Annotated in this window: 25 protein-coding genes; 13 read left to right on the plus strand and 12 right to left on the minus strand. The window is 50.8% G+C overall.

The genetic code is table 11. From position 1 onward, the window contains the following. Nucleotides 1–145: 145 nt before the first annotated feature. Nucleotides 146–1,057, plus strand: coding sequence for a UTP--glucose-1-phosphate uridylyltransferase GalU (gene galU / locus AAEY27_RS10570; RefSeq protein ID WP_342325236.1), 912 nt, complete (start codon nucleotides 146–148; stop codon nucleotides 1,055–1,057). 274 nt (nucleotides 1,058–1,331) lie between these two features. Here the strand turns inward: galU and hns are convergent, their stop codons facing one another. Next, nucleotides 1,332–1,751 (minus strand): histone-like nucleoid-structuring protein H-NS, encoded by a 420-nt coding sequence (gene hns, locus AAEY27_RS10575; protein WP_342325237.1) that lies wholly within the window; start codon nucleotides 1,749–1,751, stop codon nucleotides 1,332–1,334. A gap of 547 nt (nucleotides 1,752–2,298) precedes the next feature. Here hns and tdk point away from each other — a divergent pair. Beyond that, complete coding sequence (tdk, locus tag AAEY27_RS10580) at nucleotides 2,299–2,913, plus strand: thymidine kinase (protein WP_342325238.1); 615 nt, start codon at nucleotides 2,299–2,301, stop codon at nucleotides 2,911–2,913. 73 nt (nucleotides 2,914–2,986) lie between these two features. Here the strand turns inward: tdk and adhE are convergent, their stop codons facing one another. Next, nucleotides 2,987–5,668 (minus strand): bifunctional acetaldehyde-CoA/alcohol dehydrogenase, encoded by a 2,682-nt coding sequence (gene adhE, locus AAEY27_RS10585; RefSeq protein WP_342325239.1) that lies wholly within the window; start codon nucleotides 5,666–5,668, stop codon nucleotides 2,987–2,989. Between the two features lie 477 nt (nucleotides 5,669–6,145). Between adhE and AAEY27_RS10590 the strand changes: the two genes are divergently transcribed. The 6 genes from AAEY27_RS10590 to oppF all read left to right on the plus strand — a co-directional run bounded on the left by AAEY27_RS10590 (nucleotide 6,146) and on the right by oppF (nucleotide 13,270). Beyond that, nucleotides 6,146–6,793 (plus strand): YchE family NAAT transporter, encoded by a 648-nt coding sequence (locus AAEY27_RS10590; protein ID WP_342325240.1) that lies wholly within the window; start codon nucleotides 6,146–6,148, stop codon nucleotides 6,791–6,793. An 838-nt stretch (nucleotides 6,794–7,631) separates the two neighbouring features. Beyond that, nucleotides 7,632–9,263 carry an oligopeptide ABC transporter substrate-binding protein OppA gene (gene oppA / locus AAEY27_RS10595; RefSeq protein WP_342325241.1) on the plus strand — a complete coding sequence of 544 codons (1,632 nt, stop codon included), beginning with the start codon at nucleotides 7,632–7,634 and terminating at the stop codon, nucleotides 9,261–9,263. Nucleotides 9,264–9,400: 137 nt separating this feature from the next. Continuing rightward, the gene (oppB, locus tag AAEY27_RS10600; RefSeq protein ID WP_342325242.1) at nucleotides 9,401–10,321 is read left to right on the plus strand and encodes an oligopeptide ABC transporter permease OppB; all 921 of its coding nucleotides are present in this window, start codon (nucleotides 9,401–9,403) and stop codon (nucleotides 10,319–10,321) included. Between the two features lie 14 nt (nucleotides 10,322–10,335). Continuing rightward, nucleotides 10,336–11,244, plus strand: a complete 909-nt coding sequence (gene oppC / locus AAEY27_RS10605; protein WP_342325243.1) for an oligopeptide ABC transporter permease OppC — start codon at nucleotides 10,336–10,338, stop codon at nucleotides 11,242–11,244. Nucleotides 11,245–11,255: 11 nt separating this feature from the next. Further along, on the plus strand, nucleotides 11,256–12,269 hold the full coding sequence (locus tag AAEY27_RS10610) for an ABC transporter ATP-binding protein (RefSeq protein ID WP_342325244.1): 1,014 nt from the start codon (nucleotides 11,256–11,258) through the stop codon (nucleotides 12,267–12,269). Next, nucleotides 12,266–13,270, plus strand: coding sequence for a murein tripeptide/oligopeptide ABC transporter ATP-binding protein OppF (oppF, locus tag AAEY27_RS10615; RefSeq protein ID WP_342325245.1), 1,005 nt, complete (start codon nucleotides 12,266–12,268; stop codon nucleotides 13,268–13,270). Before AAEY27_RS10610 ends, oppF begins: the two co-directional genes overlap by 4 nt. A 57-nt stretch (nucleotides 13,271–13,327) precedes the next feature. Here the strand turns inward: oppF and AAEY27_RS10620 are convergent, their stop codons facing one another. Continuing rightward, nucleotides 13,328–13,657 carry an HI1450 family dsDNA-mimic protein gene (locus AAEY27_RS10620; RefSeq protein ID WP_342325246.1) on the minus strand — a complete coding sequence of 110 codons (330 nt, stop codon included), beginning with the start codon at nucleotides 13,655–13,657 and terminating at the stop codon, nucleotides 13,328–13,330. A gap of 30 nt (nucleotides 13,658–13,687) precedes the next feature. Next, nucleotides 13,688–15,148, minus strand: coding sequence for a cardiolipin synthase (gene cls / locus AAEY27_RS10625; RefSeq protein ID WP_342325247.1), 1,461 nt, complete (start codon nucleotides 15,146–15,148; stop codon nucleotides 13,688–13,690). A gap of 140 nt (nucleotides 15,149–15,288) precedes the next feature. On the opposite strand from cls, the gene AAEY27_RS10630 reads away from it, so the two are divergent. The 3 genes from AAEY27_RS10630 to AAEY27_RS10640 all read left to right on the plus strand — a co-directional run bounded on the left by AAEY27_RS10630 (nucleotide 15,289) and on the right by AAEY27_RS10640 (nucleotide 16,512). Next, nucleotides 15,289–15,462, plus strand: a complete 174-nt coding sequence (locus tag AAEY27_RS10630; RefSeq protein ID WP_342325249.1) for a YciY family protein — start codon at nucleotides 15,289–15,291, stop codon at nucleotides 15,460–15,462. Between the two features lie 66 nt (nucleotides 15,463–15,528). Beyond that, the gene (locus AAEY27_RS10635) at nucleotides 15,529–16,149 is read left to right on the plus strand and encodes a LysE family translocator (RefSeq protein ID WP_342325250.1); all 621 of its coding nucleotides are present in this window, start codon (nucleotides 15,529–15,531) and stop codon (nucleotides 16,147–16,149) included. A 24-nt stretch (nucleotides 16,150–16,173) separates the two neighbouring features. Further along, nucleotides 16,174–16,512 (plus strand): SMR family transporter, encoded by a 339-nt coding sequence (locus AAEY27_RS10640; protein ID WP_342325251.1) that lies wholly within the window; start codon nucleotides 16,174–16,176, stop codon nucleotides 16,510–16,512. Between the two features lie 45 nt (nucleotides 16,513–16,557). On the opposite strand, the gene AAEY27_RS10645 is transcribed toward AAEY27_RS10640, so the two are convergent. Continuing rightward, nucleotides 16,558–16,854 carry a YciI family protein gene (locus tag AAEY27_RS10645; RefSeq protein WP_342325253.1) on the minus strand — a complete coding sequence of 99 codons (297 nt, stop codon included), beginning with the start codon at nucleotides 16,852–16,854 and terminating at the stop codon, nucleotides 16,558–16,560. A gap of 219 nt (nucleotides 16,855–17,073) precedes the next feature. Here AAEY27_RS10645 and tonB point away from each other — a divergent pair, with 219 nt between their 5' ends. Beyond that, the gene (gene tonB, locus AAEY27_RS10650; protein WP_342325536.1) at nucleotides 17,074–17,787 is read left to right on the plus strand and encodes a TonB system transport protein TonB; all 714 of its coding nucleotides are present in this window, start codon (nucleotides 17,074–17,076) and stop codon (nucleotides 17,785–17,787) included. 26 nt (nucleotides 17,788–17,813) lie between these two features. Here the strand turns inward: tonB and yciA are convergent, their stop codons facing one another. From yciA to AAEY27_RS10670, 4 genes are all read right to left on the minus strand, one after another. Next, a complete protein-coding gene (yciA, locus tag AAEY27_RS10655; RefSeq protein ID WP_342325255.1) occupies nucleotides 17,814–18,215 on the minus strand; it encodes an acyl-CoA thioester hydrolase YciA in 402 nt (133 codons plus the stop codon). Nucleotides 18,216–18,314: 99 nt separating this feature from the next. Beyond that, nucleotides 18,315–18,857 (minus strand): septation protein A, encoded by a 543-nt coding sequence (locus AAEY27_RS10660; RefSeq protein WP_342325257.1) that lies wholly within the window; start codon nucleotides 18,855–18,857, stop codon nucleotides 18,315–18,317. 51 nt (nucleotides 18,858–18,908) lie between these two features. Beyond that, complete coding sequence (locus AAEY27_RS10665; RefSeq protein WP_342325259.1) at nucleotides 18,909–19,652, minus strand: YciC family protein; 744 nt, start codon at nucleotides 19,650–19,652, stop codon at nucleotides 18,909–18,911. Nucleotides 19,653–19,676: 24 nt separating this feature from the next. After that, nucleotides 19,677–20,081 carry a YkgJ family cysteine cluster protein gene (locus AAEY27_RS10670; protein WP_342325261.1) on the minus strand — a complete coding sequence of 135 codons (405 nt, stop codon included), beginning with the start codon at nucleotides 20,079–20,081 and terminating at the stop codon, nucleotides 19,677–19,679. Nucleotides 20,082–20,360: 279 nt separating this feature from the next. Here AAEY27_RS10670 and ompW point away from each other — a divergent pair, with 279 nt between their 5' ends. Beyond that, nucleotides 20,361–20,996 (plus strand): outer membrane protein OmpW, encoded by a 636-nt coding sequence (gene ompW / locus AAEY27_RS10675; RefSeq protein WP_342325263.1) that lies wholly within the window; start codon nucleotides 20,361–20,363, stop codon nucleotides 20,994–20,996. 155 nt (nucleotides 20,997–21,151) lie between these two features. Here ompW and trpA read toward each other — a convergent pair whose 3' ends face one another. From trpA to trpCF, 3 genes are read right to left on the minus strand one after another with little or no spacing between them, the layout of a single operon-like run. Continuing rightward, nucleotides 21,152–21,961: a tryptophan synthase subunit alpha gene (gene trpA / locus AAEY27_RS10680; protein WP_342325265.1), complete on the minus strand. Its 810-nt coding sequence runs from the start codon at nucleotides 21,959–21,961 to the stop codon at nucleotides 21,152–21,154. Then, nucleotides 21,961–23,154, minus strand: a complete 1,194-nt coding sequence (gene trpB, locus AAEY27_RS10685; protein WP_342325267.1) for a tryptophan synthase subunit beta — start codon at nucleotides 23,152–23,154, stop codon at nucleotides 21,961–21,963. The genes trpA and trpB overlap by 1 nt, the downstream gene beginning before the upstream one ends. Before the next feature lie 10 nt (nucleotides 23,155–23,164). After that, nucleotides 23,165–24,523: a bifunctional indole-3-glycerol-phosphate synthase TrpC/phosphoribosylanthranilate isomerase TrpF gene (trpCF, locus tag AAEY27_RS10690; protein ID WP_342325269.1), complete on the minus strand. Its 1,359-nt coding sequence runs from the start codon at nucleotides 24,521–24,523 to the stop codon at nucleotides 23,165–23,167. Between the last annotated feature and the right edge of the window lies 1 nt (nucleotide 24,524).

Genomic DNA, 24,524 nt, shown 5'->3' on the forward strand with positions numbered 1-24,524 from the left:
ACTATCGCCACAGTTTATGCGTATTAGTCCTAATTAGTTGTATGCGCGTCCTTTTCAGACCTGGTCGATGGGTTGGTACTGATATACTCAGACGCGAGTTAATTCATGAACATGTTCAAAGCATGGACAGTCCAGGAGATTTTCAATGGCTGCAATAAATTCGAAAGTGACTAAAGCAGTAATCCCGGTAGCGGGGTTGGGAACCAGGATGCTACCAGCGACCAAGGCAATTCCTAAAGAAATGTTACCGCTGGTTGATAAGCCATTAATTCAGTACGTAGTCAATGAATGCATCGCTGCGGGTATTACTGAAATCGTTCTGGTGACACATTCATCAAAAAACTCTATCGAAAACCATTTCGATACCAGCTTTGAGCTCGAAGCGATGCTGGAGAAGCGTGTTAAGCGCCAACTGTTGGAAGAAGTACAATCTATCTGCCCGCCGCACGTCACCATTATGCAGGTGCGCCAGGGGCTGGCGAAAGGTCTGGGGCACGCCGTGCTGTGTGCACATCCGGTCGTGGGTAATGAGCCTGTCGCCGTCATTCTGCCGGATGTTATTCTTGATGAGTTCGAATCCGATCTTTCCCAGGATAACCTGGCAGAAATGATTAAGCGCTTCGACGAAACCGGAGCCAGCCAAATCATGGTTGAGCCTGTGGACGATGTCACGGCTTATGGTGTTGTTGACTGCAAAGGCGCGCCGCTGAACCCTGGCGATAGCGTACCGATGGTGGGTGTGGTTGAGAAACCAAAAGCGAACGTTGCGCCGTCTAATCTCGCGGTTGTAGGGCGTTATGTCCTTAGCGCTGAGATCTGGCCACTGCTGGCAAAAACCCCTCCGGGAGCGGGTGATGAAATACAGCTTACCGATGCCATCGACATGTTGATTGAGAAAGAAACTGTTGAAGCCTACCACATGAAAGGCAAAAGCCACGACTGTGGTAATAAACTCGGTTATATGCGTGCGTTTGTAGAATATGGTATCCGTCATAATTCCCTGGGCGAGGAATTCAAAGCCTGGCTGGAAGAAACGGTTGGTGCCGGGAAAGCATAATACCTTTCCCTGATTCTGAATAAGGCCGGAGCTAATAGTGCGGTGCACTGATTATCTCCGGCTTTTTTATTTGCGGATGTTTCCGAACGAAACATCTCATAGCAAGCTGAGAGATCTGACCACACGAAAGAATAAGAAATGCTGGCGGGAAATTTAAGCGCTAATCATTTAAGTCGCAAGCGTTTCGTTCGCATACCCTATATTTGTGAAGATATTGTGTAGATTGGGCAAAAAAAATCCCGCCAGAGGCGGGACTTGCAAAGCAGACTACAGATTACTCTTCAGTTTCAAGCAGAAAATCGTCGAGCTGTTTACCTTGTTCGTCGATTGCTTTTTTGATAACTGCCGGAGTACGGCCCTGGCCGGTCCAGGTCTTAGTTTCGCCGTTTTCATCAACATAGCTATATTTAGCCGGACGCGCTGCGCGTTTTGCTTTGGTGCCAGATTTAGCAGCAACAATGCTGTTCAGCAGTTCATTCGGATCAATACCGTCAGCAATCAGCATTTCGCGATATTGCTGCAGTTTACGCGTACGCTCTTCAACTTCAGCAGCGGCAGCGCTTTCTTCCTCACGGCGCTCATTAACCACAACTTCTAATTTTTCCAGCATTTCTTCGAGCGTTTCCAGAGTGCATTCTCTTGCCTGCGCACGAAGAGTACGGATGTTGTTCAGAATTTTAAGTGCTTCGCTCATTGTAGTAATCTCAAACTTATATTGGGGTGGTTTGTTGGGCTAATAATAGAGCGTTAATTTCGCCAGTGCAATAGCTGTGAATGTAAGGAATTCAAAATACCGCTTTATTTAAACGATTTTTAAATAACGCTAACTTAAATTTTTCTTGAAGAAACGCACAAAAAAGCACTTATACAGATGGGTAAACAGCGATGCCGATAGAGTGCGCACAGCAGTGATTTCTGATTAATCAGGGCGAGAGCAATAGTCATTATGGATAAATAACAACCTCATTTATTACAGCGTCTAATGTGCTCACAACCGTAAATTATTAATAGTTTCCGAATGATATGGTGAGAATCTTCCGATTTAAAATCATATGTAAGTTCATGAGTTTCTTATTACTGTTTCTTTGGCAGTAACAACATCAATGATTGCTAAAGCATATCTATGAGTGAACTTCTTCTAAAGGATTTTCTTAAGACGTGGTGGCGCTCCAGGCCAGCCAGATAAAATATGGTACAATCCTCCTCAGGAATATCACACTTTGATTGGGGTTTTGCGCGCAATGGCACAGCTTTATTTCTACTATTCAGCAATGAATGCAGGGAAATCTACGGCTTTACTACAGTCCTCTTACAATTATCAGGAACGAGGTATGCGGTCGGTGGTTTACACCGCAGAAATTGATAATCGATTCGGTGCTGGCAAGGTCAGTTCGCGGATTGGATTATCCTCACCCGCGCGTTTGTTTAATCAACACACATCCTTGTTTGATGAAATCAAAGCAGAACACGAACAAGACGCTGTGCATTGTGTGCTGGTGGATGAATGCCAATTCCTGACACGTGAACAAGTATATGCACTCTCTGAAGTTGTCGATCAGCTGGATATTCCGGTGCTGTGCTATGGCCTGCGCACCGATTTTCGCGGCGAGCTCTTTGTCGGTAGCCAATATTTGCTCGCATGGTCAGATAAGCTGGTAGAGCTTAAAACCATCTGTTTCTGCGGACGTAAAGCCAGTATGGTACTGCGATTGGATCAGTCCGGTCGGCCATATAATGAAGGGGAGCAGGTTGTTATTGGCGGTAATGAGCGTTACGTTTCCGTGTGCCGTAAACACTATAAAGAAGCGCTCGAAGAAGGCTCTTTAGCGGAGATTCAGAAACACATAAGGGGATAATTCCCGCCAGGTATTATTGATAGTGAAGATACAAAAAAACCCGCCGAAGCGGGTTTTTTATTAGGTTAACCAATTAAGCGGTTTTCTTCGCTTTCTTGTCTGTTTTTACCGGTGCTGCTTCAACTTTCGCGACTGCTGCCGGTTCGCCTTCGTTAAACTCACGACCGTAGAACGTATCCATCAGGATTTGTTTCAGCTCGGAGATCAGCGGGTAACGCGGGTTAGCGCCGGTGCACTGGTCATCAAACGCATCTTCAGACAGTTTGTCGACATTGGCCAGGAAGTCCGCTTCCTGCACGCCAGCTTCGCGGATGGATTTAGGAATACCCAGTTCAGCTTTAATGCTTTCCAGCCATGCCAGCAGTTTTTCGATTTTTGCTGCGGTACGGTCGCCTGGAGAGGTCAGACCCAAGTGGTCAGCAATTTCAGCATAACGGCGGCGCGCCTGCGGACGGTCATACTGGCTGAACGCGGTCTGCTTAGTCGGGTTGTCGTTCGCGTTATAGCGAATAACGTTACAAATCAGCAGGGCGTTAGCCAGACCGTGCGGGATATGGAACTGAGAACCCAGCTTATGCGCCATGGAGTGACACACGCCGAGGAAGGCGTTAGCAAACGCAATACCAGCGATAGTGGCAGCACTGTGAACGCGCTCACGGGCAACAGGGTTTTTAGACCCTTCGTTGTAAGAAGCCGGCAGGTTTTCTTTCAGCAGTTTCAGCGCTTGTAACGCCTGGCCGTCAGAGAATTCAGACGCCAGTACGGAAACATAGGCTTCCAACGCGTGCGTTACCGCATCAAGACCACCGAACGCGCACAGTGATTTCGGCATATCCATGACCAAGTTGGCATCAACGACGGCCATATCCGGGGTCAGGGCATAATCCGCCAGCGGGTATTTCTGGCCAGTTGCATCGTCAGTTACCACCGCAAATGGTGTCACTTCAGAGCCTGTACCGGAAGTGGTGGTGATGGCGACCATTTTCGCTTTCACGCCCATTTTCGGGAATTTGTAGATACGTTTACGGATATCCATAAAGCGCAGCGCCAGCTCTTCAAAATGGGTTTCCGGATGTTCGTACATCACCCACATGATTTTCGCAGCATCCATCGGGGAACCGCCGCCAAGCGCGATGATCACGTCCGGTTTAAAGGAGTTGGCTAGCTCAGCACCTTTACGCACGATAGTCAGCGTCGGGTCAGCTTCAACTTCGAAGAAAACTTCAGTTTCGACGCCAGCGGCTTTCAGCACAGAAGTAATCTGGTCTGCATAACCGTTGTTGAACAGGAAACGGTCGGTCACGATCATGGCGCGTTTGTGACCATCAGTAATCACTTCATCCAGCGCGATTGGCAGTGAGCCACGGCGGAAGTAGATTGATTTCGGAAGTTTGTGCCACAACATGTTTTCAGCTCGCTTAGCAACGGTTTTCTTGTTGATCAGGTGCTTCGGACCAACGTTTTCAGAGATGGAGTTACCACCCCAGGAACCACAACCCAGAGTCAGGGAAGGCGCGAGTTTGAAGTTATACAGGTCACCGATACCACCCTGAGAAGCCGGAGTGTTGATCAGAATACGTGCCGTTTTCATCATCTGGCCGAAGTGGGCCACACGATCCGGCTGGTTATCCTGGTCTGTATAGAGACAAGAGGTATGACCGATACCACCCATCGCAACCAGTTTCTCTGCTTTGATTACAGCGTCTTCGAAGTCTTTGGCTCGGTACATCGCCAGAGTCGGTGACAGTTTTTCGTGTGCAAACGGCTCGCTTTCATCAACGACTTTCACTTCACCAATGAGGATTTTGGTCGTCAAAGGAACGGTGAAACCTGCCAGTTCAGCGATTTTATACGCCGGTTGACCGACGATTGCCGCGTTCAGTGCGCCATTTTTCAGGATGATGTCCTGAACGGCTTTCAACTCTTTACCTTGCAGGAGGTAGCCACCATGGCTGGCGAAACGTTCGCGAACGGCATCGTAAACGGAATCAACAACCACAACAGACTGTTCAGATGCGCAGATTACGCCGTTGTCGAAGGTTTTGGACATCAGTACAGATGCAACAGCACGTTTGATGTCTGCGGTTTCGTCGATGACTACCGGTGTGTTACCTGCACCAACACCAATCGCGGGTTTACCGGAGCTGTAAGCTGCTTTAACCATGCCTGGGCCGCCAGTGGCGAGGATCAGGTTGATATCCGGGTGATGCATCAGCGCGTTAGACAGTTCGACAGACGGTTGATCAATCCAGCCGATCAGGTCTTTAGGAGCACCAGCAGCAATTGCCGCTTGCAGCACAATATCAGCCGCTTTGTTGGTGGCATCTTTCGCGCGCGGATGTGGAGAGAAAATGATTGCGTTGCGGGTCTTCAGGCTGATCAGTGATTTGAAGATGGCAGTAGATGTTGGGTTAGTGGTTGGCACAATACCGCAGATAATGCCAATAGGTTCCGCGATAGTGATGGTGCCGAAAGTATCATCTTCAGATAACACACCGCAGGTTTTCTCGTCTTTGTACGCGTTGTAGATATACTCAGAAGCAAAGTGGTTTTTAATCACTTTATCTTCAATGATACCCATGCCAGATTCAGCAACGGCCATTTTCGCGAGGGGGATACGAGCATCTGCGGCAGCCAGGGCGGCGGCACGGAAGATTTTATCTACTTGCTCTTGAGTAAAGTTGGCATATTCACGCTGGGCTTTCTTCACGCGTTCAACGAGTGCGTTAAGTTCAGCGACATTAGTAACAGCCATAATGCTCTCCTGATAATGTTTAAACTCTTTTAGTAAACCAGTTGACCAACTAGAAAGTATAGACAGACCGGCTGCAGGTTGCGTAAAGCAAACAAGAACAGATACTTAACGCTAAGCTATCGCCCACTGATTTACTGAAAGAGCCTCAAGGAAATGATGCAATTATTGACGTTTTTGCTCTCTTTTCGTGCCATCAAGGTTACCCACTTCTGAGTAATCAATGCGTGATCCACGTCAAATTTCTGAGAAGCTGACACCTTTCAGCACGCCTATTTTTGGGCATTTGTAGCAAATGTTAATTGCATCTGCCTGGTACACTCTAAGTGTATTACAATTACTCCAAATAAATAACATGTTGTATTGCCAATATTTTTAGCAGCGAAGCTGATGGACTACGCAAAAAAATCGCGTATCTTCTGCATGGATTTTCTTGTCACGCTAAGGTTTTAAATAACTGGCGACATTGCGGAGCGTACTGTGGAGCAAACCTTTTTTGATTTACCCCTTTATTTTAAATTTTTTATTGGCCTATTCGCGCTGGTGAACCCGGTCGGGATCATTCCGGTCTTTATCAGTATGACCAGTTACCAAATGGCAGGCGCAAGGAATAAAACTAATCTCACAGCGAATTTGTCCGTTGCGATTATTCTCTGGACATCACTTTTTCTGGGCAATGCGATATTGCAGCTCTTCGGCATTTCGATTGATTCGTTTCGTATTGCCGGGGGCATCCTGGTCGTTACCATTGCAATGTCGATGATTAGCGGAAAGTTGGGCGAAGATAAGCAGAATAAACAAGAGAAGTCAGAAACCGCAATCCGCGAAAGTATTGGTGTTGTGCCGTTGGCGCTGCCGCTAATGGCGGGACCAGGGGCGATCAGTTCGACCATTGTCTGGGGCACGCGTTATCACAGTATAGGGCACCTGATTGGTTTTTCCGTGGCGATAGCACTGTTTGCGATCTGCTCTTGGGGGTTGTTTCGCATTGCGCCATGGCTGGTGCGGTTGCTGGGGCAAACCGGCATTAACGTTATCACTCGTATCATGGGCTTGTTGTTGATGGCGTTAGGTATTGAGTTTATCGTCGCCGGTGCGAAATCACTTTTCCCGGGCTTGCTGAATTGATTCAATCTTTCATTTATAAGCATTTTTTATCTCGCCAATGTGTCTTCCTTTATATAACGAAGCGAAAACGGCGGTGAGTCAGAATGTAATGGAACACGCAAAATCAGCAAAACATATGACGAATACGCAAAACGGTGTTAAGCATAACAAATTACACTCATCAGAAAATCTGTTCCCTATCAGTCAATTATAAGTATCGTGAATCTTTATCGCGCGGTTTTTAGGCAAATGGCTCTGTTATTGCCCTCACACAATACTATTGGGCTTGCCGAGACTTTATTGAAATGATATTAGTACTTTCAATCTTCTCGCAGATTAATGTGCTAAAAAGTAATCGATTGTTGATTTTTTGTACAAAAAACTCCTGCGTCAGTCGAAACGCATTACATGGTCGTAATGCTCATTTATCTTATTGAAAGTATTAGATAAAAAATAAACAGGGAGACTGAAGAGTCATCTCTTTGGGGCTAACGCTTTGCCGCAAAAGAGAAATGGTTAACAAATTTGCAAATTGTATTGGCGACAGCGGAGTGCATTTGTTATTTTCCGCCCATTATGTTTATCAGCCTCATAATTTGCAGAGTAAACAGCGTAGATGAGAATCGTTGTCATATATAACGATAATCACTATGAATATATCGTGCCTCGACAGGGGAGGTGCGTTAATGAATCGACGTAAGGTTGCCGTTTGAGCATCCGTAATAAGAAAGTCGGTGATAGCAGCAGTAAAAAGATGTCTGATAGCGCCAAAAAGCTCCTGCGCTATTCAGGCCCCCAGCAGGGGATGAAACAGGCTGGCGTCAACGTCAGTAATTATAATGAGTGGAGTATCAACACAATGTCCATCATCACAAAAAAAAGTCTGATAGCAGCGAGTATTCTAACGGCGCTAATTACCGGTAACGCCGCCATGGCTGCTGATGTTCCGGCAGGCGTTCAACTGGCGGAAAAACAAACGCTGGTTCGTAATAACGGTGCTGAAGTTCAATCGCTCGATCCGCATAAAATTGAAGGTGTTCCGGAATCTAACGTGAACCGCGACCTGTTTGAAGGTCTGCTGATTTCCGATATCGAAGGCCACCCCTCTGCCGGTGTTGCTGAAAAATGGGAAAACAAAGATTTTAAAGTCTGGACTTTCCATCTGCGTAAAAACGCGAAATGGTCCGACGGAACGCCGGTCACCGCGCATGATTTCGTTTACAGCTGGCAGCGTCTGGCCGATCCGAAAACCGCTTCTCCTTACGCCAGCTATTTGCAATACGGCCACATCGCGAATATCGACGATGTTATTTCCGGTAAAAAACCGACCAGTGAACTGGGCGTAAAAGCGATCGATGATAATACCTTCGAAGTGACGCTGAGCGAGCCGGTTCCATATTTCTACAAACTGCTGGTTCACCCATCAGTTTCTGCTGTGCCAAAAGCCGCGATTGAAAAATTCGGCGATAAATGGACTCAGCCAGCCAATATCGTGACCAACGGTGCTTACAAACTGAAAGATTGGGTGGTTAACGAACGCATCGTTCTGGAGCGAAATACCAACTATTGGGATAACGATAAAACCGTTATCAACCAGGTAACTTACCTGCCGATCGCGGCTGAAGTCACTGATGTAAACCGCTACCGCAGCGGCGAAATCGACATGACCTATAACAACATGCCGATCGAATTGTTCCAGAAACTGAAAAAAGAGATTCCTAAAGAAGTACACGTTGATCCGTACTTGTGTACTTACTACTACGAAATCAACAACCAAAAAGCCCCGTTCACTGACGTTCGCGTTCGTACCGCGCTGAAACTGGCACTGGATCGCGACATCATCGTTAACAAAGTGAAAAACCAGGGCGATCTGCCGGCTTACAGCTACACTCCGCCGTACACCGATGGTGCTAAACTGACTGAACCGGCCTGGTTCAAAATGACCCAAGAAGAGCGTAACGCCGAAGCGAAAAAACTGCTGGCCGAAGCGGGTTACACTGCGGACAAACCGCTGACCTTCAACCTGCTGTACAACACTTCCGATCTGCACAAAAAACTGGCGATCGCTGTGGCTTCTATCTGGAAGAAAAACCTCGGCGTCAACGTGAAGCTGGAAAATCAGGAATGGAAAACCTTCCTCGACACGCGTCATCAGGGCACGTTTGATGTCGCGCGTGCAGGCTGGTGTGCGGACTACAACGAGCCGACTTCCTTCCTGAACACCATGCTGTCCGACAGCTCCAACAACACCGCGCACTATAAGAGCCCGGCGTTTGACAAGCTGATCGGCGACACGCTGAAAGTCACTGACGAAGCACAGCGCACCGAGCTTTACTCCAAAGCAGAACAGCAACTGGATAAAGACTCTGCGATCGTTCCGGTTTATTACTATGTGAACGCCCGTCTGGTGAAACCGTGGGTCGGTGGCTACACCGGTAAAGACCCGATGGATAATATCTACGTTAAAAACTTGTATATTATCAAGCATTAATGGCAATGAGTGGGGCAGGGTAACCTGTCCCACAGCGTGTCTTATTTTTATCGCACCAGAACACACATCAGTCGCAGGCAGCGCAATCGCCGCCTGAAAGAGAATGTGTAAAAGGCACAGGCCAGAAGGTACGGGCAATGTTGAAATTTATCCTACGTCGCTGTCTTGAAGCGATTCCAACACTCTTCATTCTTATTACTATCTCGTTCTTTATGATGCGTCTCGCACCGGGTAGTCCCTTTACCGGTGAACGCGCGCTCTCGCCAGAAGTGATGGCGAATATCGAAGCGAAATATCATTTAAACGATCCGATCACGACGCAATATTTCAGTTATCTGAAACAGCTGGCGCATTTTGATTTCGGACCGTCATTTAAATACAAAGACTACACCGTAAATGACCTGGTCGCGGCAAGCTTTCCGGTTTCCGCAAAATTAGGTGCGGCGGCTTTTATTCTGGCCATTGTCTTTGGGGTCACTGCGGGTGTTATCGCCGCGCTGAACCAGAACACGAAATGGGACTACACGGTGATGGGGTTAGCAATGACCGGGGTGGTTATCCCGAGCTTCGTTGTCGCGCCGTTACTGGTCATGATCTTCGCCATCATATTGCAATGGCTACCCGCGGGTGGCTGGAATGGCGGGGCGCCGAAATTTATGATCTTGCCGATGGTCGCCTTATCACTGGCTTATATCGCCAGTATCTCGCGTATCACCCGCGGTTCTATGATCGAAATTCTGCACTCAAACTTTATCCGTACCGCGCGGGCAAAAGGCCTGCCGATGCGCCGCATCATTTTCCGCCACGCGTTAAAACCCGCGCTGCTGCCTGTGCTCTCGTATATGGGCCCGGCTTTCGTCGGCATTATTACCGGCTCGATGGTTATCGAGACGATTTATGGTCTGCCGGGAATCGGCCAGCTGTTTGTTAACGGTGCCCTGAACCGCGACTACTCTTTGGTATTGAGTCTGACTATTCTGGTTGGCGCATTGACCATTATGTTTAACGCGATTGTTGATGTGCTGTACGCCATCATCGATCCGAAGATCCGTTATTAACACTGGAGCTCGCCATGATGTTAAGTAAGAAAAACAGCGAGGCGCTGGAAAACTTCAGTGAAAAGCTCGAAGTCGAAGGGCGCAGCCTATGGCAGGACGCGCGTCGCCGCTTTATGCATAACCGTGCCGCTGTTGCGAGCCTCGCGGTGCTGGTGCTGATCGCACTCTTTGTGACGCTGGCGCCGATGTTGTCGCAATTCAGCTATTTCGATACGGACTGGGGCATGATGTCCAGCCAGCCGGATATAGAATCCGGCCACTATTTCGGCACCGACTCTTCAGGTCGCGACCTGCTGGTGCGTGTGGCGATTGGTGGGCGTATCTCGTTAATGGTCGGCATTGCGGCAGCGTTAGTGGCGGTGGTGCTCGGCACGCTGTACGGTTCACTCTCCGGTTATCTGGGCGGCAAAACGGACTCGGTGATGATGCGCCTGCTGGAGATCCTCAACTCCTTCCCGTTTATGTTCTTCGTCATTCTGCTGGTGACCTTTTTCGGGCAAAACATCCTGCTGATTTTCGTCGCTATCGGGATGGTTTCCTGGTTGGATATGGCACGTATCGTGCGCGGCCAAACTCTAAGCCTGAAACGTAAAGAGTTTATCGAAGCGGCGCAGGTTGGTGGTGTTTCAACCGCTAATATCGTGGTGCGTCATATCGTGCCAAACGTGCTGGGCGTGGTGGTGGTTTATGCCTCATTGCTGGTGCCGAGCATGATCCTGTTCGAATCTTTCCTGAGCTTCCTCGGTCTGGGTACCCAGGAGCCGCTGAGCAGCTGGGGCTCGCTGTTAAGCGATGGCGCAAACTCAATGGAAGTGTCTCCGTGGCTGCTGCTGTTCCCGGCGGGTTTCCTCGTTGTCACCTTGTTCTGTTTCAACTTTATCGGCGATGGCTTGCGTGATGCCCTCGACCCGAAAGACCGTTAAGGAGTGCTGTTATGAGCATAACTGAAACCTCATTAGCGTCAGAGACGCGGCAGCAATCAAACATTCTGCTGGATGTGAAAGACTTAAGGGTCACCTTTGAAACGCCGGACGGCGATGTGACAGCGGTTAACGACCTGAACTTCTCGCTGCGAGCCGGTGAAACGCTGGGTATCGTGGGCGAATCGGGTTCGGGTAAATCGCAAACCGCGTTTGCCCTGATGGGCCTGCTGGCTTCCAACGGGCGCATTGGCGGCTCTGCAACCTTTAACGGTAAAGAGATCCTGAACCTGCCGGAACATGCGCTCAACAAACTGCGCGCCGAGCAAATTTCGATGATTTTCCAGGATCCGATGACCTCGCTGAATCCGTATATGCGGGTGGGTGAGCAGTTAATGGAAGTGTTGATGCTGCACAAAGGCATGAACAAAGCGGAAGCGTTTGAAGAGTCGGTAAGAATGCTCGACGCGGTCAAAATGCCGGAAGCGCGTAAGCGTATGCGCATGTACCCGCATGAGTTTTCCGGCGGTATGCGCCAGCGCGTGATGATCGCCATGGCGCTGCTGTGCCGGCCAAAATTGCTGATTGCCGATGAACCGACTACCGCGCTGGACGTGACCGTGCAGGCGCAAATTATGACGCTGTTGAACGAGCTAAAACGCGAGTTCAACACCGCTATTATCATGATCACTCATGACCTGGGCGTGGTCGCTGGTATCTGCGACAAAGTGTTGGTGATGTACGCCGGGCGTACTATGGAATATGGCAAGGCGCGCGACGTCTTCTATCAACCGTCGCATCCGTACTCCATCGGCCTGCTCAATGCAGTGCCACGCCTTGATGCGGATGGCGAAGCGATGTTGACCATTCCGGGCAACCCGCCGAACCTGCTGCGTCTGCCGAAAGGTTGCCCGTTCCAGCCGCGTTGCCCGCACGCGATGGAAATTTGTAACAATGCTCCACCGCTGGAGGAGTTTGCCCCGGGCCGCTTGCGCGCCTGCTTTAAGCCGGTGGAGGAATTGGTATGAACGCCGTAACCGAAGAGAGAAAAGTGCTGCTGGAAATCGCCGATTTGAAGGTGCATTTCGATATTAAAGACGGCAGACAATGGTTCTGGCAACCGCCGAAAACCCTCAAAGCGGTAGATGGCGTAACGCTGCGCCTGTACGAAGGGGAAACCCTTGGCGTTGTGGGCGAGTCTGGCTGCGGCAAATCGACATTTGCGCGAGCGATTATTGGGCTGGTAAAAGCCACCGACGGCAAAGTGGCCTGGCTGGGCAAAGATCTGCTGGGAATGAAACCGGATGAGTGGCGCGAAGTGCGCAGCGACATCCAAATGATTTTCCAGGATCCGCTGGCCTCGCTGAACCCGCGTATGACCATTGGTGAAATTATCGCTGAACCACTGCGCACTTATCATCCGAAAATGCCGCGTCAGGAAGTCCGTGATCGCGTCAAAGTGATGATGATGAAAGTGGGTCTATTGCCGAACTTGATCAACCGTTATCCACATGAGTTTTCGGGCGGTCAATGTCAGCGTATCGGTATTGCCCGTGCGCTGATTCTGGAACCGAAGCTGATTATTTGTGATGAACCGGTATCGGCGCTGGATGTTTCTATCCAGGCGCAGGTGGTGAATCTGTTGCAACAATTGCAGCGTGAAATGGGACTGTCGCTGATCTTTATCGCCCACGATTTGGCGGTAGTGAAGCACATCTCCGACCGCGTGCTGGTGATGTATTTGGGTCATGCGGTGGAACTTGGCACCTACGATGAGGTGTATCAGAACCCGTTGCACCCTTACACCAAAGCACTGATGTCAGCGGTGCCGGTACCTGATCCGGATTTGGAGAAGAACAAAACCATCCAACTGCTGGAAGGGGATTTGCCTTCGCCAATCAATCCGCCATCAGGCTGCGTGTTCCGCACCCGTTGCCCGATTGCCGGGCCGGAGTGCGCCGAAACCCGGCCGGTACTTGAAGGCAGTTTCCGCCATGCGGTTTCATGCCTGAAAGTTGACCCGTTATAATCGACGCGTAAAAAAAGGGCTGACAATGAATGTGTCAGCCCTTTTTGTTTCCCGCGCTTATTCGCGCCAGAGGATATGGCAAAGTTTATGATCTTTCTCGCGGCACAATAAGACGCGCGCGAAAACATCGTTAATTTCACCACCGTCGGTATCCGCCAGTCCGATGACCACTTCGGCGAAGAAGTCCGGGTTTAAGTCGTAATCCACATGTTCCTGCCAGTCTTCGCCTGGATCAAACAGCTCCGCGCCGCCACGCTCTTCAAACTGCAAATTGAAAAGAATGATGTCCGCCGGATCAAGATTGTCCACAGCCAGTTCGAGGAAGATGTCATATGCCTGCTCAAGCGTTTCGTCTTCGGTCAGGCGATTGTTCAGATCCATTTCCATGATTACCTCTTCACGTCTGTTCGGCACGTTTTACAGCAACGGACTAAAGAAGTAAAACAGTCGTTCAGCAATGCGGTGCCAAAATGGGCGTTTTACCCACAAACGTGCATCAAGTAACCGGGAACGGGAAATATAATCATCCTGCACGGCGGCCAGATCGCCGCCAAAACCGGCATCGTCAATCACCAGCGTTATCTCAAAATTGAGCCACAGGCTGCGCATATCCAGATTCACCGTACCGACCAAACTCAGTTGTCCATCAACCAGCACGCTCTTGGTATGCAGCAAACCACCTTCGAACTGATAAATTTTTACCCCGGCGGCCAGCAACTCGGTGAAGAACGCCCGGCTGGCCCAGCCAACTAACACCGAGTCGTTTTTGCGCGGCAGAATGATGCTCACATCGACACCGCGCTGCGCTGCGGTACAAATGGCATGCAGTAAATCATCGCTCGGCACGAAATAAGGCGTGGTCATGATCAGGTATTCACGGGAGGCATAAACCGCTGTGAGCAGCGCCTGGTGAATCAAGTCTTCCGGGAAACCGGGGCCGGATGCGATGGTATGAATGGTGTGCCCGCTGGCTTCCTCAAAGGGCATGATATTGGCATCGGGAGGCGGGGGAAGAATGCGTTTACCGGTTTCGATTTCCCAGTCGCAGGAGTAAACAATACCCATCGCTGTGGCGACAGGGCCTTCCATTCGCGCCATTAAATCGACCCATTGTCCAACGCCGGCATTTTGCTTAAAGAAGCGTGGATCAACAAGATTCATGCTGCCGGTATAAGCAATGTAGTTATCGATCAGCACGATTTTGCGATGCTGGCGTAGATCCATGCGGCGCAGAAATACACGCATTAGATTTACTTTGAGCGCTTCGACCACGTCAATGCCGGCGTTGCGCATCATCGACGCCCACGGGCTGCGGAAGAATGTTACGCTGCCTGCAGAGTCCAGCAACAGGCGGCAATGGACACCGCGCCGCGCTGCCGCCATTAATGATTCGGCTACTTGATCCGCCATACCGCCGGGTTGCCAGATATAAAACACCATCTCAATATTGTGCCTGGCGAGCTGAATGTCGCGGATCAGTGCCTGCATTACATCTTCGGACGAGGTGAGCAACTGCAACTGGTTGCCTTTCACCCCGGCGATGCCCTGGCGGCGCTCACACAATTTGAATAGCGATGCGGCGACACTGCTATTCTCATCGGCAAAAATTCGTTTGAAATTCTTGAGATCGTTCAGCCATTTGGCGGTGGAAGGCCACATCGCGCGGGCGCGTTCCGCCCGTCGTTTGCCAAGATGAAGCTCGCCAAGCGAGAGGTAAGCGATGATCCCAACCAGGGGAAGGATATAGATAATTAACAGCCATGCCATCGCGGAGGTGACCGCGCGGCGTTTCATCAGAATACGCAGGGTTACACCAGCAATCAGTAGCCAGTAACCTAAGACAATCAGCCAACTCATCACGGTGTAAAAAGCGGACATCGATAAAAATCCTTTTAAAATCTACATCTGATGAGTTTACGCATCAGGATTCATCTGGCAAATAAAAAGGCGGAAAACCGCTGGTCTGCCGGAAGCGACGGACTATAATGGCGGCTTCTGTTGAGTATAGAGTCATAAAAATGAAGCGTAGTCGTACGGAAGTAGGGCGCTGGCGCATGCTGCGGCAGGTTGGCCGCCGTAAAGCGCGTTGGCTTGAAGCGCAGTCGCGCCGTAACATGCGCATTCACGCCATCAGGAAATGCGGCGTCAATCGCCATCGTAATGTGCTGCTTTTTGCCATCTACGATATCTGAAACCCGGGCACCGAAAAGGTGCCCGCGGTCGTTTTTACGATCTAATAACTTTCAGGGAGATAAGCCATGTCCATTATTGACAGCCTACTGGCGTTTACCTTTGCCGCAACACTTCTGACATTGACGCCCGGGTTGGATACGGCGCTGATACTACGCACAGCAGCGGTAGAAGGGCGTAAAGAGGCTTTCAAAGCGCAGATGGGCATTAACACCGGCTGCCTGATTTGGGGCGCGATGGTGGCCTTTGGTCTTGGCGCGTTGGTTGCCGTCTCTGAACTGGCTTATAGCATTCTTAAATATTGCGGCGCGGCGTACTTATGTTGGCTGGGCATCATGATGCTGCTGCGGCCACGTGGTTCGCTGGCAGGTGCAGAGCGCCTTGAAACGAAAGCGCAGAACGGGTTTATCAGAGGTATGTTCGGCAATGTGCTCAACCCGAAAGTTGGGATTTTTTATGTGTCGTTTTTGCCGCAGTTTATCCCTCATGGACAACCGCTGATTGCCTGGACCTTTGGCCTGGTGTTTATTCACTTGCTGCTGGGAACGTGCTGGTCAATCGCGTTGATCTCAGCGACCCGTCCGCTTTCGGCATTCCTGCGTAGGGAAAAAGTCATTCGTTGGATGGATCGCTGCACGGGGATGGTGTTCCTGCTCTTTGCAACCCGTTTGGCATTGAGCAAACGCTAATAATAGAGGAAGGTAACGACGAAGATGAATAAAGAGGCTCTTGTCTTTCTTGCTATCGCCATTGTGATGGAAGTGATTGCTACCACGGCGCTGAAATCTTCCGACAGTTTCACACGTTTGATTCCAAGCGTTATTTGCATTGCCGGTTATTGCATTGCTTTCTGGTGCCTGACGATTCCCATGCGCAGCATTCCGACGGGGATTATTTATGCCATCTGGTCTGGTGCCGGGATTGTGTTGATTGGCATTGTCGGCTGGTTAGTGCACGGGCAGAGATTGGATTTTCCGGCAATGGCGGGAATAGGGCTGATTATCGCCGGGGTGATCATTATTAATCTGTTTTCAAAAAGTGTCGGGCATTAAACCCGGTTAAATAAAAAGACCCGCGACTGGCGGGTCTTTTTATATTCAAAATACTTTCTTGAAAGGCTTCACGATAACGTTCTGGTAAACGCCCGCGGCAACATAAGGATCGGCTTCCGCCCAGGATTTCGCCGCATCCAGCGATTCAAACTCTGCAATAACCGTTGAACCGGTAAAACCCGCGGCACCAGGATCGTTGCTATCAACCGCAGGCATTGGGCCGGCGGTTAGCAGACGGCCTTCATCGCGCAACAGCTGCAGACGCGCGAGGTGGGCAGGGCGCACGGACGAGCGTTTTTCCAGGGAATCGGCAATATCTTCAGCAAAAATAACGTACAGCACAGAGCATGCTCCTTACTTATTAGAAAGCCATAACGTATGTGAAAGGCTGAATGACTGCAATGCAAAGATGTCACGGCGTAAAAATCCCTGCCAGCAATGCGGATTTTTTGCTCGTTTATCCAACTAATTTATCCGTGACAGTGATGGCTTGTTGAATATGATTGCTATTTGCATTTAAAATCTAGCTCTGGTTTTTTAACTGACACGATTATGACTTCAATGACCCTTGATTTACCTCGCCGCTTTCCCTGGCCGACGCTGTTGTCTGTCGGCATTCACGGAGCCGTCGTGGCGGGTCTGCTTTATACTTCGGTACATCAGGTTGTTGAACTGCCCGCACCTGCTCAGCCCATTTCAGTCACTATGGTTGCGCCTGCCGAGCTTGAACCGCCACAGGTTGTACAGCCACCGGAACCGGTTGTCGAACCAGAACCCGAGCCGGAACCTATTCCGGAGCCGCCAAAAGAAGCACCGGTGGTGATTGAGAAACCTAAACCGAAGCCAAAACCTAAGCCGAAACCGGTGAAAAAGGTTGAACAGCCGAAGCGTGAAGAGAAACCAGCTGAGCCGCGTCCGGCCTCGCCGTTTGAAAATAAAACGCCGGCCCGTCCGGTCGCTAACCCAACACCGTCTGCTGCAACGCAACCTGCGCCATCGGTTCCCGCAGGGCCGCGTGCGCTGAGCCGTAACCAGCCGCAATATCCGCCGCGCGCCCAGGCGTTGCGTATTGAGGGCCGCGTAAAAGTAAAATTTGACGTGACGTCAGATGGCCGCGTTGAGAATGTAGAGATCCTTTCCGCACAGCCGTCGAATATGTTTGAGCGTGAAGTGAAAGCCGCAATGCGCAAATGGCGCTACGAATCCGGTAAACCGGGATCGGGGTTGATTGTGAATGTGGTCTTCCGCCTGAATGGCGGCACGACAATGGAATGAGAAAAGCCTCCAAATGGAGGCTTTTTTTACGACTGTTGCGGCAGTGGGCGCGGTTTCCCATCGTTATCCACGGCGACATAAATAAACAATGCCTCTGTTGCTTTATAGCGCTGGCCAATTGGCTCGGAAGAGACTTTTTTCACCCATACTTCAACATTGATGGTGACTGACGTATTACCGCGCTTAACGCAGCGGGCGTAGCAACAAACGACATCCCCAACGGCAACCGGGCGGTGAAACGTCATACCATCGACCCGAACCGTTACAACACGACCATGGGCAATCTCTTTGGCCTGGATCGCGCCTCCCATATCCATTTGCGACATTAACCAACCGCCAAAAATATCGCCGTTGGCATTGGTATCTGCTGGCATTGCTAATGTGCGTAAAACAAGCTCTCCCTGAGGAGCGGCTAACGGAGTTGTCATTATTATCTCTTCTGTAGTAAGGGATTTCTGGCGGGATGCTACTACGAATTCGGGGCGTTCGGAAAGAAAAAAGCCAGGCACATGGCCTGGCTTATGGGGTCAGGATTTATCATCCTGTGCCGGCATATGCCGGTAAATATAGACACCGCTTAGGACGGTAAAGACCAGCGTCAGAATAGTGAGGCCAAAGACTTTGAAATTCACCCACACATCGAACGGCAGCCAAAACGCGATGTAGATATTCGCCAACCCGCACACAATAAAGAACATCGCCCAGGCAATATTCAGTTTCGCCCAGACGGCATCCGGCAGGGTTAGCTCTTTACCGAGCATGCGCTGGATCAGCGTTTTTTTCATCACCCACTGGCTGAACAGCAGCGCGACAGCAAACAGGCCGTAAATAACCGTCACCTTCCATTTAATAAACTCAACGTCATGGAATTTGATGGTCAGGCCGCCAAAAATAGCGACCAGCACAAAGGTAATCAGCGCTACTTTTTCCACTTTGCGATAGCGGATCCAGCAGTAAATCAGCACGATCGCCGACGCAACAATCAACACTTTGGTCGCGGCGAAGATGTCGTAAAGTTTGTAGACCACGAAAAAGAGTGCCAGCGGGAGAAAATCAAGAAACTGCTTCATTCTACGATTCCATCAAAAGGGGTTACCCGCATGAGCGGGCAACCGGGACAATCATGAACGCATCAACATATACAGGCGGAACAGGTAAATCAGCAGCGCCGCGGAAATCAGGTTGCTGAGCGTATTTGCGATAACCGCGCCCACTTCCGGCGTGAAGATTGCCAGGTTATGGGCAAACATCAATAACACGGTTTTTGCCAGCAACCAGCCGATCACAGCCGGCGCTACCAGGCGCATATTGGCCCAGCTCAAACGCATACTGCTACGCATTGCCGCAAAAATGCCCATCTTATCCTGCACCAGCATCACCGGGGCAAACGACAGCAAAATCGCCAGAATCACGCCAGGCACGATGATAAACATAATGCCAATCTGCACAATCAGTGTGGTCAGCAGAATCAACAGAAACAACTTCGGCAGCACCGGCGCGCTGGTACCCATCGCGCGCAGGGCGCTAACGCGATGACCGGCAGAGATCATCTGGATAAGCAACAGCACGCCGCCTGCCAGAATCGCATTGCCAATCAGGCCAGAAAAGGTGGAGGCCGCCGATGCACGCAGCAACACCTGTTGTTGTTCCGGCGTCATGTTCTGCACCAGATCGAACAAGCCGACACTGCCTGCCAGATTGTCACCTGCAGTAAGTATGGAGAGTTGCTCTTCACTGGGCGAGAAAGCATGCCCAAGTACTGCGGTGATAAAGGCACACAACAATGCGATCAGTAAAATAGTAACGAACTGATTACGAAAAAAATTCCCCGTGTCACGGTAAACGGACTTCGCCGTGATAGACATGCACTCTCCTTGAGTATAGCGGTGTTAAATTGCGGGCAATTGTACCCTGAATACACCCTCAGTGGCAGCATCGCCGCTTGTATGGAAAAGCATATCTTTGTAAAGAGGCGCTAATCCGTAGCGAGCGCGGGCGCGATCGCAGGCTTCATTTACTTTGCCATCTTGACCGGACATGGAAAATTCACGACACGGTGATGGCCTTCCTTCATAAATTCGGCAACTGGCCGACACACCCGGCGTGCCGTCCAGCGCCACACAGCGGCTCTGCTTTTGATTGGTTCCGCTCATACAGCGCAGAAAAGGGGTGAGAGGCTCAGTGAATTGAACCGGGACGGGGCCGCCGGCATCATCGGCTTCAGCCCAGTAGAAAGAGACACGAAAATACGCACAACAGGCTCCGCACGACATGCACGGATTGAGAGAGCTCATAGCACACCTGCACTTGATGACGCATCAATATTAATAGTCAGGCGATTAAATTACTGCTGGCGTAAAGCGGGCACAAGATGGCGTTATCGGAATATTTTCGTCACGTCACAAAGCAAAAATTGATGCAATAACAAAAAGTAATGAGTGCAACAATCAGTGAAAATTAATCCAGATCAATGAATGTTAAATTACGGAGGCAAGTGTGATCTGTGTTGGATCACTTTGTACTTAATAGTGAGTATATTCACGGCGCGATAAAAACCTAAACATGGAGTGGATATGAAGAAATTAGCCGTGGCAGCATTGATCCTGAGCAGTTTATCTGGAGGCGCATACGCGCACGAAGCAGGCGAGTTTTTCATTCGTGCCGGTTCGGCCACCGCCCGTCCAACAGAAGGTTCAGACAATGTTTTAGGCAGTCTGGGCAGTTTTAATGTCAGCAATAACACACAACTTGGCGTCACCATGACATGGATGGCGACTGATAACGTCGGTATTGAATTGTTGGCTGCAACACCGTTCCGCCATCGCGTCGGCACCGGACCTACCGGTGACATCGCGACCGTTCGCCACCTGCCGCCTTCGCTGATGGCACAGTGGTACTTCTTTGATTCACAGAGCAAAGTTCGCCCGTATCTCGGCGCTGGCGTGAATTACACTACCTTCTTTGATGAGAAATTTAACGACACCGGTAAAGCCGCGGGTCTGTCTGATTTGAGTTTGAAAGACTCCTGGGGTGTTGCCGGGCAAGCGGGGGTGGATTATTTAATCAACCGCGACTGGCTGATTAACATGTCGGTGTGGTGGATGGATATCGATACTGACGTGCGTTTTAAAGCCGGTGGCGAGCAGCAGAGCGTGCATACGCGCCTCGATCCGTGGGTATTTATGTTCTCTGCGGGTTACCGTTTTTAGACCTAACAAGGAAACGGGTCATCCCTGGACCAGTTTCCACTTCCCCAGCATTAATGGCTTTCTTGCACCACCAATTGATCTCTCGAATGATAATCGCAGGAAATAAATGAGTGGGAAAATTAAACGCCGCCTGGGAGCTCAGGCGGCGCGAAAGATTAACGCGGCAGTGTCGCGGCTTTCAGACTTTGCACAAAGTCTTTCAGTTCAGCCAGCATTGCCATGGGATTAGCGACATTCTTCTCAATAATTTTCACAATCGCTGAACCGGAAATCGCGCCCGCGGCTCCTGCTTCAACCGCCGCCGAAACTTGTTCCGGAGCGGAAATACCAAAGCCCTGCAATGGCGGTGCTGCGTGATATTCAGTGAGTTTTTCCACCAGATGGTGAAGCGGTAGCGCGGCGCGGTTTTCCGCACCCGTTACGCCAGCACGCGACAGCAAATAGGTGTAGCCGCGGCCATAAGAGGCAACCTGACGCAGCAGGTCATCGTCAGCATTCGGCGGGCAGATAAAGATCGGCGCGATCTGATGGCGCATCGCCGCCTGACGGAAGGGCGCTGACTCTTCGATTGGCACGTCGGCGACCAATACAGAATCGACCCCCACTTTGGCGCACAGTGCATAAAACTCATCAATGCCCCGGCTAAATACCAGGTTGGCATACATCAACAGGCCGATAGCAATGTTCGGGTGTTTTTGGCGAATCGCCGCCAGCATCTCAAAACACTGGCTTGGCGTAACGCCGGAGGCAAAAGCGCGCAGGTTAGCGTTCTGGATCGTCGGGCCGTCAGCCAGCGGATCGGAGAATGGAATGCCCAACTCCAGTGCATCCGCGCCCGCTTCGATAAGCGTATCTACAATCTTCAGCGACAGTTCCGGGGAGGGATCGCCAAGCGTGACGAAAGGAACGAATGCGCCTTCCCCGCGAGCATTAAGCTGTTTAAACAGGTTGTCATAGCGTTCCATCAGATTTCGCCTCTCGCTTTCAAAATGTCATGTACGGTGAAGATATCTTTGTCGCCGCGCCCGGAGAGGTTCACGACCAGCAACTGCTCTTTGTCCGGGTTTTCACGCATCATTTTCAGCGCGTGAGCCAGCGCATGAGAGGATTCCAGCGCCGGAATAATGCCTTCCTGGCGGCACAGCGCTTTAAACGCCTCGAGCGCTTCATCATCGGTAATGGACACATAATCCGCGCGCCCGGTGCTGTTCAGGAATGCATGTTGCGGCCCAACCGACGGGAAATCCAGCCCGGCGGAAATGGAGTACGACTCTTCAATCTGGCCTTCATCGGTCTGCATCATCGGCGATTTCATCCCGAAATAGATACCCACGCGACCGTGTTTAAGCGGCGCACCGTGTTCACCAGTTTCAATACCGTGACCCGCAGGTTCAACGCCAATTAAGCCAACAGCGGTTTCGTCGATAAAGTCCGCGAACATGCCAATGGCGTTAGAACCGCCGCCCACGCAGGCGATCACTGCATCCGGCAGACGGCCCTCTTTTTCGAGGATTTGTGCTTTGGTTTCTTCGCCGATCATGCGCTGGAATTCACGAACAATGGTCGGGTACGGGTGCGGACCAGCTGCGGTACCGAGCATGTAATGCGCTTTTTCGTAACTGCCAGACCAGTCACGCAGCGCTTCGTTACAGGCATCTTTCAACGTTGAAGAGCCGCTGTGTACCGGAATCACTTCCGCGCCCATCAAACGCATACGGAAGACATTTGGTGACTGGCGTTCAACATCTTTCGCGCCCATGTAAATACGACATTTCAGGCCGAGCAGGGCGCTGGCGAGCGCAGAAGCCACACCATGCTGGCCTGCGCCTGTTTCAGCGATAATTTCTGTTTTACCCATGCGTTTTGCCAACAACGCCTGGCCCAGCACCTGGTTGGTTTTGTGCGCGCCGCCGTGCAGCAAATCTTCACGTTTGAGGTACAGCGTGGTACGTGTGCCGGCGGTGATATTCTGGCATTTGGTCAGCGCGGTCGGACGTCCGGCGTAGTTTTTCAGCAAGTCATTAAATTGCTGCTGAAATTCAGCATCGCTCTGGGCGCTAACAAACGCTTCTTCCAGCTGGCGCAGCGCGGGCATAAGGATTTGCGGAACGTACATCCCGCCAAACTCGCCAAAATAGGGATTCAGTAGTGTTGTCATCTCTTATTCCTTAATAAGCGCGCAGCGTGCGGAAAACCGAGGCCAATTTGTTGGCATCTTTAATACCCGGTTCCGACTCTACGCCTGAATTAAAATCAAGTCCGGCACAGCCGGTTTTCGCCGCCTGTACGCAATTATCTGCACCTAAACCGCCTGCCAGCAGCACATTATCAAGCTGAAGCCCTGCCAGCAGTGACCAGTCAAATTGTTTACCGCTGCCGCCCTGACCGTTGTCGAACAGGTATTTATCCACCTGCTGCAACGTGCGTGGCGGTAGGGTGTCGCCAACGCTGAGGGCTTTCCAAATTTGTGTATTCGCAGGAAGTACGGCACGTAATTCATCGATATAACGCTGGTCTTCATCGCCATGCAGTTGCACCGCGCACAGCCCCAGCTTTTCGGCTTTTGCCGCCACGTCGTTGATGGGCGCGTTACGGAACACGCCGACATATTGTAACGGTGCCGCTTGCATAACTTGCTGCGCCTGCTCGTCGTTGACCGCGCGAGGCGAGGTGCTGACAAAAATAAGCCCGCCATAAATAGCACCGGCTTCATACGCGGTCTGAGCGTCTTCGGCGCGGGTCAGCCCGCAAACTTTGTTTTCGCCCAGCAAGACGCGCTTCACAGCGGCATTAAGATCGTCGTGGGACATCAGCGCGGAACCAATCAGGAAACCGTTGGCAAAGTGGCTTAATTCGCGCACCTGAGCATAAGTATTGATGCCGGACTCGCTGATCACCGTAACACCAGCACCGAGGCGCGGCGCCAGTTGGCGCGTGCGGTTTAAATCGATGGAGAGATCGCGCAGGTCGCGGTTATTGATGCCGACCACTTTGGCTTCCAGCGCAATCGCGCGTTCCAATTCTTCGTCATTGCTGACTTCGGTCAGCACGCCCATATTCAGACTGTGCGCCACGGCGGCCAACTGGCGATACTGCTCGTCATCAAGCACCGAGAGCATCAGCAGGCAGGCATCGGCCTGGTAGAAACGCGCCAGATAGATCTGATACGCGTCGATAATAAAGTCTTTGCACAGGATGGGCTGCGGGGCGATGCCGCTGACAATCGGCAGAAAATCGAAGCTGCCCTGGAAATACTTTTCATCAGTCAGCACGGAAATCGCTGACGCATGATGCTTATAAATGCTGGCGATGCGCGCCGGATCGAAATCGTCGCGGATCACGCCTTTGGACGGTGAGGCTTTTTTGCACTCCAGGATAAAAGCGGTACGCGTACCTTGCAATGCATCGTAAAAACGCCGTGAACTGGGAACCACTTTATTTTGAAAGCTGGCCAGCGGTTGTTGCTCCTTGCGCGCCGCGACCCATACAGCTTTGTCGCCGACAATCTTCGCTAAAACGGTCTGCATT

The organism is Kosakonia sp. BYX6 (genome assembly GCF_038449125.1).
GTDB lineage: Bacteria > Pseudomonadota > Gammaproteobacteria > Enterobacterales > Enterobacteriaceae > Kosakonia > Kosakonia calanthes.

Excerpts from the sequence above, each read along its gene's own strand:
- oppB (WP_342325242.1), top strand. The coding sequence starts at position 9,401 with ATGTTGAAATTTATCCTACGTCGCTGTCTTGAAGCGATTCCAACACTC.
- oppA (WP_342325241.1), top strand. The coding sequence starts at position 7,632 with ATGTCCATCATCACAAAAAAAAGTCTGATAGCAGCGAGTATTCTAACG.
- adhE (WP_342325239.1), bottom strand. The coding sequence starts at position 5,668 with ATGGCTGTTACTAATGTCGCTGAACTTAACGCACTCGTTGAACGCGTG.
- oppC (WP_342325243.1), top strand. The coding sequence starts at position 10,336 with ATGATGTTAAGTAAGAAAAACAGCGAGGCGCTGGAAAACTTCAGTGAA.
- ompW (WP_342325263.1), top strand. The coding sequence starts at position 20,361 with ATGAAGAAATTAGCCGTGGCAGCATTGATCCTGAGCAGTTTATCTGGA.
- AAEY27_RS10640 (WP_342325251.1), top strand. The coding sequence starts at position 16,174 with ATGAATAAAGAGGCTCTTGTCTTTCTTGCTATCGCCATTGTGATGGAA.
- cls (WP_342325247.1), bottom strand. The coding sequence starts at position 15,148 with ATGTCCGCTTTTTACACCGTGATGAGTTGGCTGATTGTCTTAGGTTAC.
- trpCF (WP_342325269.1), bottom strand. The coding sequence starts at position 24,523 with ATGCAGACCGTTTTAGCGAAGATTGTCGGCGACAAAGCTGTATGGGTC.
- tdk (WP_342325238.1), top strand. The coding sequence starts at position 2,299 with ATGGCACAGCTTTATTTCTACTATTCAGCAATGAATGCAGGGAAATCT.
- yciA (WP_342325255.1), bottom strand. The coding sequence starts at position 18,215 with ATGACAACTCCGTTAGCCGCTCCTCAGGGAGAGCTTGTTTTACGCACA.
- trpA (WP_342325265.1), bottom strand. The coding sequence starts at position 21,961 with ATGGAACGCTATGACAACCTGTTTAAACAGCTTAATGCTCGCGGGGAA.
- AAEY27_RS10630 (WP_342325249.1), top strand. The coding sequence starts at position 15,289 with ATGAAGCGTAGTCGTACGGAAGTAGGGCGCTGGCGCATGCTGCGGCAG.
- AAEY27_RS10620 (WP_342325246.1), bottom strand. The coding sequence starts at position 13,657 with ATGGAAATGGATCTGAACAATCGCCTGACCGAAGACGAAACGCTTGAG.
- galU (WP_342325236.1), top strand. The coding sequence starts at position 146 with ATGGCTGCAATAAATTCGAAAGTGACTAAAGCAGTAATCCCGGTAGCG.
- AAEY27_RS10660 (WP_342325257.1), bottom strand. The coding sequence starts at position 18,857 with ATGAAGCAGTTTCTTGATTTTCTCCCGCTGGCACTCTTTTTCGTGGTC.
- AAEY27_RS10610 (WP_342325244.1), top strand. The coding sequence starts at position 11,256 with ATGAGCATAACTGAAACCTCATTAGCGTCAGAGACGCGGCAGCAATCA.
- AAEY27_RS10665 (WP_342325259.1), bottom strand. The coding sequence starts at position 19,652 with ATGTCTATCACGGCGAAGTCCGTTTACCGTGACACGGGGAATTTTTTT.
- trpB (WP_342325267.1), bottom strand. The coding sequence starts at position 23,154 with ATGACAACACTACTGAATCCCTATTTTGGCGAGTTTGGCGGGATGTAC.
- tonB (WP_342325536.1), top strand. The coding sequence starts at position 17,074 with ATGACCCTTGATTTACCTCGCCGCTTTCCCTGGCCGACGCTGTTGTCT.
- oppF (WP_342325245.1), top strand. The coding sequence starts at position 12,266 with ATGAACGCCGTAACCGAAGAGAGAAAAGTGCTGCTGGAAATCGCCGAT.
- AAEY27_RS10635 (WP_342325250.1), top strand. The coding sequence starts at position 15,529 with ATGTCCATTATTGACAGCCTACTGGCGTTTACCTTTGCCGCAACACTT.
- hns (WP_342325237.1), bottom strand. The coding sequence starts at position 1,751 with ATGAGCGAAGCACTTAAAATTCTGAACAACATCCGTACTCTTCGTGCG.
- AAEY27_RS10670 (WP_342325261.1), bottom strand. The coding sequence starts at position 20,081 with ATGAGCTCTCTCAATCCGTGCATGTCGTGCGGAGCCTGTTGTGCGTAT.